Consider the following 12,807-nt stretch of genomic DNA (forward strand, 5'->3'; position numbering starts at 1 on the left):
AAAATGATATAGCAGTAGTCACCGGACCTGTGGAGTTTATGGGTAACCCGCTGCTTTTAGGGGTGTGGGTAACCTGTGTGCAAAGTGTTGGCAACATGCTTTTCGTTGTCCATGCTTTGTGCACAGGTTATCCATGCCCCGGGCGGGTTATCCATAAACTCCATAGGTCTATTAGATAGTACCTCGCCATTCAGGAACATGCCATGGCACATGCCTTCTTCGTGCAAATCTTCAGTATTTAAATCTCAATGTACAACATTACAATTTTTGTTATTATTGGTAGCTCAACTTCATGTTTTCATAGAACTTTTGACACTACCAAAAATGTTTAATATATGAAAGGTAAATGGTTTATTTTGAGTAGAGAACGCCATACTATCCTTTTTTTAGTATTTTTACATCTACACTAAATCCAGGTTTTAAAAGATTTTTGTTCTCCTCAATAGAAATATATACTTTAATAATTTTCTCTCCATTTTGTTTTATTGCTATATCTGAGATTTTTGTTACCTTACCTTTGATCCTCTCTGACTTATCATGATAAGAAGTGATTTCACATTCTGCTTCTATTTTAACGTTTTTTATAAATTCCTCTGATACATCTGCTATAACTTGTATGCTATCAGCATCTACTATGCTTAATAAATTGCTCGCTCCCCCCATTCCTACTACACTACCTTCTGTGCAGGAAATTTTAGATATAATCCCATTTTCTATATCCGAAACAATGTCATTCCCTTTTATATAACTTTTGTTTAATTTATTTTGCATTGTGGCCATATCTAGCTCATTAATTTCTATGCCTAATCTTTGCTGCTCTATTGCAATTATATTGCCGCCTTTTGCTTTTGCTAATTCAGCTTCTTTATAATCTATTAATGTATCTAACTCTTTAAGCCCTTCTTTCAAATTATTTTTAAGCTTTTCCATAGATTTAAGAATATCTTCCTTTTCTTTCTCCTTTGTATCTAAATTATATTCATATGTCTCTAATTCCTTTTTAGAAATTCCACCATTGTCGAATAATTTCTTATTTTTTTCGTAATCCTCTTTAGCTGTTTGTATATCTTTCATTACCTTATCTAAATCTAATTGAAGCATTTGCATATCAGGGTCTGTATTATTAGCTAAACGGCTGGCTTTCTCATTTCTTTCCTCTTTTAATCTATTGAGCTCTTTTTCCTTTGCACTTATATTGATTACAGAATTTTGAAACTCTAGATTTTTGAGTTCTATTTCTTTACTTTTTTTCTCTATATCATTTTTATATTGGGCATAATTTAGGTTAATTAACTTATCTCCTTTTTTTACCGACTGCCCTTCTTTTACATAGATTTTCTGTACAAAGGCTGGAAAATCTATAAAAATATCTTTTGTATCAAGAGCCACTACTTCACCAAATACTTCTATACTATCACTTACTGATTTTTCAGTACTTATTTGGGTTACCACTTCTTCATTGTTCTTATCATTACTACATGCTGTGAATGAAAACAGCATCCCTAACAATATCGCAAATATCATTTTTTTCATCCCTACACCCTCCTATTGCCTTTAATACTTAATAATACTTTTTCATAATCTCATCCCCATACCTTCCCGTCTCTAACATTTATTATTCTCTGACCATATTCCGCAGCTTCCTTTGAGTGAGTTACCTGAACGATAGTTTTACCTTTCTCCTTGTTAATCCTCTGGAACAGTTCCATAATCTCAATACCTGTTTTACTGTCCAGGTTGCCTATAGGCTCGTCCGCAAGAATCACATCGGGTTCATTTATGAGAGCCCTTGCTATAGCCACCCTCTGCTGCTGCCCTCCCGACAGTTCCCTCGGGGTATAGTGCCTCCTGTTTGAAAGACCTACATCCTCAAGAATTTGTTTCAATTTTGCGGTATAATTCTTCATTTTCTTTCCATCAAGAAGTATCGGAAGCATTATGTTTTCTTCTACGTTTAAGTTAGGTATAAGATTGTAGAACTGGAATACAAAGCCGATATCCCTTCTACGCATGATGCTCTCTTCCTTATCGTCCATCCCGGAAATTTCCTTCCCCTTTATCTTTATACTCCCCGAAGTAGGCTTGTCAAGCCCACCTAGAAGGTAGAGGAGGGTACTCTTGCCCGAACCGGAAGGACCCATAATGGAGACGAATTCTCCGCTCTCAATCTTAAGATCAATATTCTTTAGTACTTCCACATAAACACCTCCAAGCGTGAAGGTTTTGCACAAATTTTTCGCTTCAATAATTGTACTCATATTTTGTTCCTTTCTTATGTATAACCAATTTTATTCATATTTTATAGCCTCAATTATGTTGAGCTTCGACGATTTCATTGCCGGACCAACCGATGCCGTCAGCGTTATTATTACACCTGCCAGTAGGCTACTCAACAGTAGAGAAGCCGAATAGTTTATCTGAATCGATGATACTATTATTCTGACTATATAGAACATTACCGATATCTGCAGAATACCTCCCATAACTCCAATTACTCCACCTATCAAACCCCCTGTAAGTGCTTCTACAAAAATCATCTTAATAATCTGCCTTTTATTCATGCCTATAGAACGCAAAACCGCTAAAGAACGCTTCCTTTCAATAAAGCTGATGATTAGGTTGTTGAAAACTCCTATAATTCCGATCAGGACTGTCAGTATGGAAAAACCGTTTAAAACCCCAAATATCCTAGCGTTTGACTTTACAATCAGGGCCTTGACTTCATTCATAGTTATTCCTCCAGCTCCATTCTTCGCATACTTGTCTTTTAGAAATCGCAACATTTCATAAGGGTCTTTATCGGTTTTAATCGCTATATAATCATAATATTTCACTCCCATATCCATTTTGAGATACCGCTCTGCAATCACAGCATAGTCTCCTCCGTACATCATGGTATCCCAAACGTCTATAACCTTGTAATCCCTGTCACCGGCAGGCATTCGCAATATAATGGTATCTCCGGCTTTAACTCCCAGCCTGTTCTTTATCATGCCTGTAATTATGATATTTCTTCCAGAATCCAGTTCCTTAAGTTTTTCCAAGGTATTTTCCTTGCTGCCCCCAAGTATAATATTGAAATAATCCATAAATGTATTTTTATCTGCACTTTCTATGTTCTGTATTATCTTATCGGTCCCCTTGACCTCTATCTTCCTGGCATTATAAAATCCCTTGGCTTCCTTGACTCCCTCTATCGAGCGCAGTGAAAATTCGAAACTCCTGCCCATTTCCGGTATACTAAAGCTCAAATCATATTTGATGCCGCGGTCAAAATAATTGATGATTTCCGAAATACTGCTCTGGCTTACAACATTAATTGCAAGCAGACTTGAAATTCCTATAGCAAGCAGTGATATATTATTAAGTATGCTTTTATTGTTCCTGAGGTTTTTAACCGCCAGCACCCCTTCGTTTCCAAAAACAAATACATATATCTTTTCTAATATCTTAACAAAAACCTTTGTAATGAAAGGAATTAGAAGCACTATAGCAGCTACTCCTCCCAGTATGCAAATTGAGTTCAAAGCCAGCCCCGCATTTCCAACCGCCATAGGTGGTAATAGTAATGCCAGAACAAGCAGCACTATTCCTAATATTATATTCCATAAACCAGTTTTATTGCTTTTTATTTCCATATTATTCAATACTATATCCTTGACAGGTATTCTCGACACCTTCAATATCGGTATCAAAGAACTTACCAGTGATAATACAACTGCAACAATAAACGACACTATCAGTTGCATAACACTGAACTGTATTGATGTCTTATAGCTTGAGTCCCATACCGGCGTTGTCGCCTTTGCAATAAGGTACAGCACTCCTATCCCCAGGACATCCCCTATTATCCCCCCTGTTACTCCATAAAAGATACTTTCCGAAAGCAGTACAAAATTTGTTACCTTCCTGCTTGCCCCTACACTTCTAAAGGTGCCAATCATAGGCAGCCTTTCGGTAGTAATTACTTTAAAGGAGGAATATATTATGAAAACACTCATAAACAAAACCATGACAAGTGCCATTGATAATATAATCACAATACTGCCAGCCTGAGCTTCCAAATCATCCGGTGATATAGTTTCTCTGACAGTATAACGCTTTAACAATTCAGACAGTTCACTCAGCATGAACTGCTTTTCCCCAGGATCTTTAAGCTTGACATAAATGGTAGTAACGTTACCCTTCTGCCCGTATAGAGTACTTAACGTATCCTTTGGGACAACAGCCTGATGTGTTTGCCCGTCGTCACTAAAAGGCCCCGTCATCTGTGCAATTCCACTGATTGTGAATTTATATTTTACCCCTTCTATCTCAATCTCGAATACCTTACCTATTTCAAGTCCGTACTTGTCGGCAGTCTTTTTGCTAATGACTATCTTTTTTCCCGTGAAGGGTTCGAGGTTATATTCCCTTGCAAGCGTAACGGGTGTCATCTTCTGAATATCCTTCCATTCCATACCTCTCAGACTTATAACTACATTCTCATACTTTGAGCCATTTCTCTTGTATTTGTATATGCCTATACCGTTAAAAACCCCTACCGAATAATCAATACGTTTGGCATATTCCGGTGGGAAAGAAGTTGAAAAGTACTTTGTCGGAGACTTCTTCCCGGCTTGAATGACAATCTCGGTTTCCCCGTAAAACTTCTTTATCTGTTCTGTATACATTTTTTTTAACGAATCACTAATCGCTGTTGAAGCAAAAAATAGTGCGGTGGAAATTGTTATCGAAAACACTATAAGGAATGTTCGCGTTTTCTTTTCTTTAATATTTTTAAATATAAACTTGAAAATAATTGGCACATCATCACCTCTATATAAGACTTTATAGTCTCGTGGATAACTTTATACAATTATATAGCAAACCAACTTTAAAGTTCGAAGTATCCTGGTCAGGAATGATACATATACATCCTTCACAATTTAATTATACGGATAGTTGTTATAGATATCGTAAATTTCTCATTAAGTATTTGTTAATTTTTTATTATATTTTTATGTCTAAATATCTTCCGTTAGATTTCTATTTTTTTCAAAGCCAAAATTTCCAATGATTGTTTCTGTAAATTTTTGTATTTATACTTCAAATAGCAAATATGGTTTTGCTCCATTGAAATTTTGAGTACTTTAACCCACTTCCAAAGTCGGTATAATGACGAGACCAAAGCCATGAAAGTGATGATATAAATGAATACATGGACTGTGAAAAAGTATATGGGCTGCGAAAACATAAAGGATACATATGCCATTATCGGAATAATATAAAAAAGTACTGCAACTAGCCTACCAATAAAATCAAAAACAAATATTGACTTTCCGCTGCTTATTTTCTTGAGGAAAAGTGAAGTAACAACAAATTCTATAAACTTAAACAGTATGATGAATAAAAACCATAATGGGAGTACGTGGTAATAATATAGTACAATATAGATGGCAACAATATAAAACAAATCTGCCAGCACATCAAAAGCCGCACCGAAATGCGATGTATTTCCATAAAGCCTTGCAATTTTCCCATCCAAAAAGTCAGTTAAAAATATTACCAAGATAATTATGATAGGAATCAGCATACTGCCAAAACGGCTTAAAATATAGAAGCTTAATAAACATGATAACACTACCCGCAGTAGTGTTATCATGTTCGGAAGTTGTTTCATCAACCATGCCATCATTTGGGCTACTCCTTTGATAACTCTTTGCCTAAATCGTAAGCAATCTTATCATTTTCTTTGTTTGCACTTACAAAGAATTTTATTTTTTTGTGTGCCTTCGTACTATTAAGGAATTTTTCCATGTTATCCAGTTCCAATAAGGAATCAGGGTTCGCTCCGGTTGAATACAATACAATTCTCTTGGAAGAAAAATCCTTTATTCTTGACATATAATCTGTTACTATCGATAATGGATTTCCTCCATATGCCGGTGAGCCAAACACGATGAGCGAATACTGTGAAATATCAGTAGATAAATGCTCTCCCGGGTAGTTTAACGTTACCTCGTACCCTCCATCATTTAGTCCCTTCGCGATTTGATGTGCCATTCTACTCGTAATATCTGTTATTGCAGGCTGATATACAATTAATGCTTTTTTAGGCAACTGCTGATTACTTTGCAGGATTTCTTCCCTGTTTCCTTTGGGTTTATTGGTGGATGCAACCATCCATACGATTAACACCATACATGTGGTTAAAACACCAAATACAATTGCCACTCCTATTAAAAGTTTCTTTATCATTTTGGTTTACCCCCTTATTCATATAACTTACTTAGTCGTTTGCAAAATGCTCAGCCCCTTGTGGAACAAGCATTTTAGCATATTATTTTTATTGTCCTCCTCTGAATCATGTAAAATAAATGATTGCATATACATGGAGTTAAAAACTCAATTCAATCATATACCTTTTTAAGGCATCACGCCATTCTGGAAGCCTGTCAAACCCGCTTAAGTCTATACTCTTTTTTGACATGCGTGAATTCTTGGGTCTTACCGCTTTTGTTGGATATTCTTCTGTACTTATAGGATTAACGCACACATCAAGTCCGGCTAAATGAAATATTTCCTGAGCGAACTCGTGCCAGCTGCAATAACCTTCATTTGTGGCATGATACGTCCCATATTTGTTTGTAACAGACATATCTGTTATAAGACGTGCAACGTCAAAAGTATAGGTTGGAGAGCCTATTTGGTCACAGACAACATTCAGTTGTTTTCTCTCTTTTCCTAGTGTCAGCATAGTCTTTACAAAATTATTTCCGTTCTTTCCGAACACCCATGAAATTCTGATTATAAATGCTTTATCGACCAGTCTTTTAACTTCGAGCTCACCTTCATATTTAGTTTGACCATAGTAGTTTATAGGGGCAGGCATATCAGTTACTTCATATGGCACTTCTCCTTTACCATCAAAAACGTAGTCAGTGCTAATATATACCATCTTTGCTCCTACCTCCGAACAAGCCTGAGCAACATATCTGGTTCCAAGTACATTTACGGCATAACACTCATCTCTGTCTTCTTCTTCTGCTCTATCAACTGCGGTATATGCAGCACAGTGAACAACTATATCAGGTCTATAGTTTCTAATAAAGTCCATAGTCTGTCTTTCATCGGTAAGATCAAATTTTTCTTTATCTACCCCAAGGCATTCAACATTTAGACTCTTAAACCTTTTTACAACATCATATCCAAGCTGACCTTTAACCCCTGTCACAAGGACTTTCAAATAGCATCACCTTTATTCCTTTATTTTTGTAAATCTGTTAACCAGTCTGATTATAAACACAATTAACCGGCAATTACCTGCCTGTTGCCATACATCTTTTCATAATAGCTGCTGTACTCACCGTTAATAATATTTTGCCACCATTTACTATTTTGAAGATACCATTTTATGGTCATCCTTATTCCTTCATCAAATTTAACTTGTGGCTTCCATCCAAGTTCCCTTTGGATTTTCGATGGATCGATGGCATATCTAAGATCATGACCTGGCCTGTCAGTAACAAAGGTAATAAGAGAGTCTGGTTTTCCAAGTTCCTTTAAAATTGTCTTTACAACCTCAAGGTTAGTCCTCTCGTTATGTCCTCCTACATTATATACCTCACCTTCGGTACCTTTATGTATAATGAGGTCAATTGCACTACAATGATCTTCGACATAGAGCCAATCTCTTACATTTTCACCTTTACCATAAACCGGTAGGGGTTGATCATTAAGAGCCCGTGAAATCATAAGTGGAATAAGTTTTTCCGGGAAATGATATGGACCATAGTTGTTGGAACATCTGGATATTGTTACAGGAAGTTTGAAAGTCCTATAGTATGATAGTACCAGCAAGTCAGCAGAAGCCTTTGAAGCAGAATAGGGTGAGGATGTATGTATCGGACTTTCTTCAGTAAAGAACAGGTCAGGTCTATCAAGAGGAAGATCGCCATAAACTTCATCTGTCGAAACTTGATGATATCTTTTTATCCCGTATTTACGACAAGCATCCATAAGTACCTGTGTCCCAAAGACATTAGTTCTCAGGAATATGCCAGGGTTCTCAATAGACCTGTCAACATGAGATTCAGCTGCAAAATTAACTACAATATCAAATTTTTCTTCTTCAAAAAGATTAAAAATTTCCTCTCTGTTGGCAATATCTCCTTTTACAAATCTGAAGTTTGGATTATCCATTGCCTCTTCGAGGGTCTCAAGATTCCCTGCATAAGTAAGTAGGTCAAAACAAACTATTCTATATTTTGGATACTTCTCTAACATATAATATATAAAGTTACTTCCAATAAAACCTGCCCCACCGGTTACTAGCACATTCATTTACAACTCCCCCATAAGTTTTAATATACAAAATTGTGGTCACTATCTTTAAGTAAAGGAGCCTTCAAATCCTTTTCAGAAAGAATTGGATTGGATATGCCCCAGTTGATACCTATCTCGGGATCATCAAATCTTATACTCCTGTCACATTCAGGTGTATAATATTCATCTACTTTGTATTGCACTTCTACATCATCTACAAGTGTAAGAAAACCATGGGCAAATCCTTTAGGTATAAAAAGCTGTTTTTTATTTTCTGCCGAAAGCTCAACTGCTATCCATTTCTTATATGTAGGTGACCCCTTTCTAATATCTACAGCAACATCAAGTATAGCTCCTTTTGTACACCGTACAAATTTTGTTTGCGCCTTAGGATTTATTTGAAAATGCAATCCTCTTAACGTTCCTTTTTTAGTAGACATGGAATGGTTATCCTGGATAAAGTCGACGCCAATACCTTGCTGAACAAGCCTTAACTTTGAATATGTTTCCATAAACCAACCTCTATGATCTCCAAAAACCTTTGGTTCTATTATATATACACCCTCAATATCTGTTCTGACTACTTGCATACAAATCCCCCAATCTTATGGTAACAATTTTCTATTTAATACATTATTTTCCCTTCAGCAACTCGTATGAGATGCTGACCATAGGGAGATTTTCCATACTTTTGAGCGGATTCAAGAAGCTGTTCACATGTTATCCACCCTTGATTGTATGCTATTTCTTCTGGAGCAGATATCTTTATACCCTGTCTTCTTTCAATCATTCTTACGAACTCAGCTGCATCTATAAAGGCATCCATAGTGCCTGTATCCAGCCATGCAAAACCTCTCCCTAGTAACTTAACATCTAAATCTCCTTGTTCAAGATATAGTCTATTTAAATCTGTAATTTCAAGTTCTCCTCTATCACTAGGTCTTAGAGACTTTGCATACTGAATAACTCTGTTATCATAAAAGTATAGTCCTGTTACGGCATAATTAGATTTTGGATTGTGCGGTTTTTCTTCAATAGAAATAACTTTCCCTTCTTTATTAATCTCGACTACCCCAAATCGTTCAGGATCTTCTACATAGTATCCAAACACTGTAGCTTTCCCTCTGTTCATTGCGGCTTCTAATAGTATTTGTTTCAGGCCATTTCCATAAAAAATATTATCTCCAAGGATCATCGCACACGCTTCATCTTGAATGAAATCTTCACCTATAATAAAAGCTTGCGCGAGCCCGTCAGGAGATGGTTGTACCGCATATGATAAATTTATTCCAAACTGACTGCCATTACCTAGAAGTCTTTTAAAGTTTGGCAAATCTACGGGTGTAGATATTATAAGAATATCTCTAATACCTGCCAACATAAGAGTTGAGAGTGGATAATAAATCATTGGCTTATCATATACCGGCAAAAGCTGTTTGCTAGTTACCATTGTAATTGGGTATAGTCTGGTTCCTGTCCCCCCCGCAAGTATTATTCCTTTCATGAATAATCACCTTCCTAGCATATTATTTTTATTGCTTTCCCTCTAATTTTCTGCCGCTTCTATGAACACAAACATTGTTTTCAAGGAACCTTTATCAGGTTAAACTAATTGATAATGGAACAATACGCATATTGATTTTACTTTAAGTGAATCATATTTTTAATGACTTAGTCCGTTCATAACATAGATAAGATGCTCCATTGTCCTTAACAATTCATCCATATATTCTTTAACAGCTTTCTGACTACCCGGAAGCGTATAAATCAAAATATCTTTAATAATACCAGCGATAGAACGGCTTAATAACGCATGTGAATTGGTTTGTCCATATTTCATTCGGATAAATTCCATTATACCGGGTATGATTTTATCACACAAACTGCTGACAACATCATAGGTTATATCCCCTGGTCCAACACCAGTGCCGCCAGTTGTTAAGATAACATCATAACCCATCTTAACTGTTTCCTCTATTTCCTGTTTTAGCCATTCTGCATTATCCGGGATAAGTCTATAATCAATGTATATTTGCCGATTTATTCCACCAAAATGCTCCTTTAATATACGCTGTATTTCATAACCGCTGGTATCATGATATTCTCCGGCATAAGCTCTATTACTTAAAGTAATAACTTTGAAATTAAAAACCCGGGGAATATGCTTAACTATATTTCCAGGTTGTATCGCCCCTTGTTTGATAACCCTGAGGAATATACCTTCTCTGGGCATAATACAATCCCCAGTTGTTTGATAAATTGAACATTCTTTGCCATTACATTTTTTCCCTATCCTGGTCACTTCCATTTCAGTTTCATCAATAATGAAATGATCCAGCAGATTAACAGAGATTTGATCGAATCCTTCTATCGTTATGTTTTCAGCAAAATCACCGGGTTTTAATATTTTATTATGTTTTACAGAAAACAAATTAATAGTTTCATACCTCAACATACTGACTTGAACATCACCTATGCTGGTATGGGCATCATTTTGAACTCCCTTTTCTGTTAGGAATATTTCTTGTACAGGTATTTTGACAGTGCCCTTTTTTTCAGAAATATTTACTGATACAACCTTTCCTTCATGGATTGCAGAATTATTATACTTATTCATTATTCTTCATCTCACCTACTCTGAAATTCTTTATTATTTCTTCTGGGACTTGCGCCTCTTTTATTGTTACTGCCAAATCCGATTGAATTTTATCAATTTTTATTTTTTCAATGATCGTATGAATATTATTTTTAAAATTATTATCTATAATAAGATCAGCCTTATGCATCACTTCACTTGCTGATTTTTTAATGGGCACATTCCCTGTATTCTTTAACATTATAAAGCACCCGGGTCTGACAACATTACGAAGACTGTTGGATTCACAGATTATTAAAGTATGTGGAGGAGTTTTTGTCATAAAATACTTAATACCATCATAAATATGTGTCTTTAAGGTTTTAAGCCAGTACACTTTTTCTGCACCTGCTGCCAGTAAAAAGGAAGTATCTTTATTAACATTTGGATTCGTTTCTTCTACTATTTCGAAGTTTCCTTTTACACTAGAACAAACTCCACATCCTTCACCACCTCTTGGACATTTTCCATCTCTTTCTTGAATTGTGGTTACTTTTAGTCCGACGATAGGAAAACTATTTTTCCATTGCTGAATCATTGCAATAGCAAGAGTTGTTTTACCGCTATTACGGCCTGAAGAACCGATTAAAAGCATTTGTGGAATATGTAAAAGCTCTTCCATCTTATTCCTTCCCTCTATAATCTCCTATTAATAAATACAAAACTATATAGTATAATTGTAGAAAGTCTCATTTGTGTTTCATTTACCTTTACCATTATTGCGTTGACGCTTTTGTGAGGCGATTTTATATATGAGTTATTGCAGTAAAATCAATATTAAATTTTAAATAAAATCATCTCGACCTACCCATTTCATAAACATAGCTCCCCATCCTACTCCAGATCCAAAGGATACAAGAGCTATTTTGGAATCATTTGATATTTTTCCTTTTTCATATGCTTCACACAATGTTATTAACAATGATGCCCCTACTGTATTGCCATATTTCTCAATGGTAGTGTATGTTTTTGACATATCAATACCTAATACTTTCATTGAAGTCTTAATAATGTTGATATTTGCTTGATGAGATAATAACAAATCAATATCTGATAATTTATATCCGGCTTCCTCTGTCACATATCTTATGCTTTCCGGAAACACACTGGTAGCAAACTCCCAAGTTGCTTTATTATCCATTCTTAAATATCTCAAGTCTCTATTATTAATGTTCTCAACTGTCAAAGGAGTCTCAATCCCACCGGCTTTAACCATAATCTTATCATATTTAGAACCATCTGTTTTTAAATAAAATGTTTGAATTCCTTTTCCTAACGGAACTCTACTTAAAACAACAGCTGCCGCCCCATCACCAAAAAAACAACATGAATTTCGGTCTTTGTAATCAAGAAATGATCTACTGAGTATATCTCCACATATTACTAAAATATTTTTATAACTACCACTTGAAATAAAATTTGCACCTATAGATAACGAATATATACTTCCCGGACAACCACCTGCGTCAATATCAAAAGCTCCTGAATTTACAGCCCCTAATCTATATTGAACTCTACAAGACGTAGGTGGATTTATATGATCTGGAACTACTCTTGAAAGTAGTATCAAATCTATATCCTCCGGCTTTAGATTTGCATTATTTATAGCTCTAATCCCAGCTTCTACAGCTAAATCTGTTAAAGTTTCCGTATCTTTTGCTCTTCTTCTTTCAACGATCCCAATTTTTTCGCGGATCCACTCATCGGTAGTTTCAATATCTTTCATCAAATCAAAATTTGTTATCACTTTGTCAGGGACATAATAACCCATACCCTTTATTCCTACACCAAATTTTACATTTGAATTCAATTTACTCATATTATTTATATGACTCCCTCCATAGGAATTAAAAAATACTATTTAT

12 protein-coding genes are annotated in these 12,807 nt (G+C 35.5%); all 12 read right to left on the reverse strand.

Translation table 11 applies throughout. The annotated features are described in order from the left end of the window. Positions 1–375: 375 nt before the first annotated feature. The 12 genes from CIB29_RS06635 to CIB29_RS06690 all read right to left on the reverse strand — a co-directional run bounded on the left by CIB29_RS06635 (position 376) and on the right by CIB29_RS06690 (position 12,761). Positions 376–1,533 (reverse strand): HlyD family secretion protein, encoded by a 1,158-nt coding sequence (locus CIB29_RS06635; RefSeq protein WP_094547975.1) that lies wholly within the window; start codon positions 1,531–1,533, stop codon positions 376–378. A 50-nt stretch (positions 1,534–1,583) separates the two neighbouring features. After that, complete coding sequence (locus CIB29_RS06640) at positions 1,584–2,258, reverse strand: ABC transporter ATP-binding protein (RefSeq protein ID WP_094547977.1); 675 nt, start codon at positions 2,256–2,258, stop codon at positions 1,584–1,586. Between the two features lie 30 nt (positions 2,259–2,288). Next, complete coding sequence (locus tag CIB29_RS06645) at positions 2,289–4,808, reverse strand: FtsX-like permease family protein (RefSeq protein ID WP_094547979.1); 2,520 nt, start codon at positions 4,806–4,808, stop codon at positions 2,289–2,291. 212 nt (positions 4,809–5,020) lie between these two features. After that, entirely contained in the window at positions 5,021–5,677 is a 657-nt protein-coding gene (locus tag CIB29_RS06650) for a CDP-alcohol phosphatidyltransferase family protein (protein WP_242965081.1), read from the reverse strand. A gap of 5 nt (positions 5,678–5,682) precedes the next feature. After that, complete coding sequence (locus tag CIB29_RS06655; RefSeq protein ID WP_094547982.1) at positions 5,683–6,240, reverse strand: flavodoxin; 558 nt, start codon at positions 6,238–6,240, stop codon at positions 5,683–5,685. Positions 6,241–6,379: 139 nt separating this feature from the next. Next, entirely contained in the window at positions 6,380–7,228 is an 849-nt protein-coding gene (gene rfbD / locus CIB29_RS06660; protein WP_094547984.1) for a dTDP-4-dehydrorhamnose reductase, read from the reverse strand. 62 nt (positions 7,229–7,290) lie between these two features. After that, a complete protein-coding gene (rfbB, locus tag CIB29_RS06665) occupies positions 7,291–8,325 on the reverse strand; it encodes a dTDP-glucose 4,6-dehydratase (RefSeq protein WP_094547987.1) in 1,035 nt (344 codons plus the stop codon). Positions 8,326–8,345: 20 nt separating this feature from the next. Continuing rightward, positions 8,346–8,897, reverse strand: coding sequence for a dTDP-4-dehydrorhamnose 3,5-epimerase (gene rfbC, locus CIB29_RS06670; RefSeq protein WP_094547990.1), 552 nt, complete (start codon positions 8,895–8,897; stop codon positions 8,346–8,348). Positions 8,898–8,932: 35 nt separating this feature from the next. Then, positions 8,933–9,811: a glucose-1-phosphate thymidylyltransferase RfbA gene (rfbA, locus tag CIB29_RS06675; protein ID WP_094547992.1), complete on the reverse strand. Its 879-nt coding sequence runs from the start codon at positions 9,809–9,811 to the stop codon at positions 8,933–8,935. 159 nt (positions 9,812–9,970) lie between these two features. Then, the gene (locus CIB29_RS06680) at positions 9,971–10,924 is read right to left on the reverse strand and encodes a molybdenum cofactor synthesis domain-containing protein (RefSeq protein ID WP_094547995.1); all 954 of its coding nucleotides are present in this window, start codon (positions 10,922–10,924) and stop codon (positions 9,971–9,973) included. Continuing rightward, positions 10,917–11,564, reverse strand: coding sequence for a hypothetical protein (locus CIB29_RS06685; RefSeq protein WP_094547997.1), 648 nt, complete (start codon positions 11,562–11,564; stop codon positions 10,917–10,919). Before CIB29_RS06685 ends, CIB29_RS06680 begins: the two co-directional genes overlap by 8 nt. Before the next feature lie 162 nt (positions 11,565–11,726). After that, complete coding sequence (locus tag CIB29_RS06690; protein WP_094548000.1) at positions 11,727–12,761, reverse strand: 3-oxoacyl-ACP synthase III family protein; 1,035 nt, start codon at positions 12,759–12,761, stop codon at positions 11,727–11,729. Positions 12,762–12,807: the final 46 nt, after the last annotated feature.

This window comes from Petroclostridium xylanilyticum, from assembly GCF_002252565.1.
GTDB lineage: Bacteria > Bacillota > Clostridia > SK-Y3 > SK-Y3 > Petroclostridium > Petroclostridium xylanilyticum.

What these genes read in the sequence shown, in the direction of transcription:
- CIB29_RS06640 (WP_094547977.1), bottom strand. Translation starts at nt 2,258, where the DNA reads ATGAGTACAATTATTGAAGCGAAAAATTTGTGCAAAACCTTCACGCTT.
- CIB29_RS06655 (WP_094547982.1), bottom strand. Translation starts at nt 6,240, where the DNA reads ATGATAAAGAAACTTTTAATAGGAGTGGCAATTGTATTTGGTGTTTTA.
- CIB29_RS06635 (WP_094547975.1), bottom strand. Translation starts at nt 1,533, where the DNA reads ATGAAAAAAATGATATTTGCGATATTGTTAGGGATGCTGTTTTCATTC.
- rfbB (WP_094547987.1), bottom strand. Translation starts at nt 8,325, where the DNA reads ATGAATGTGCTAGTAACCGGTGGGGCAGGTTTTATTGGAAGTAACTTT.
- CIB29_RS06685 (WP_094547997.1), bottom strand. Translation starts at nt 11,564, where the DNA reads ATGGAAGAGCTTTTACATATTCCACAAATGCTTTTAATCGGTTCTTCA.
- CIB29_RS06690 (WP_094548000.1), bottom strand. Translation starts at nt 12,761, where the DNA reads ATGAGTAAATTGAATTCAAATGTAAAATTTGGTGTAGGAATAAAGGGT.
- rfbA (WP_094547992.1), bottom strand. Translation starts at nt 9,811, where the DNA reads ATGAAAGGAATAATACTTGCGGGGGGGACAGGAACCAGACTATACCCA.
- rfbC (WP_094547990.1), bottom strand. Translation starts at nt 8,897, where the DNA reads ATGCAAGTAGTCAGAACAGATATTGAGGGTGTATATATAATAGAACCA.
- CIB29_RS06680 (WP_094547995.1), bottom strand. Translation starts at nt 10,924, where the DNA reads ATGAATAAGTATAATAATTCTGCAATCCATGAAGGAAAGGTTGTATCA.
- CIB29_RS06650 (WP_242965081.1), bottom strand. Translation starts at nt 5,677, where the DNA reads ATGATGGCATGGTTGATGAAACAACTTCCGAACATGATAACACTACTG.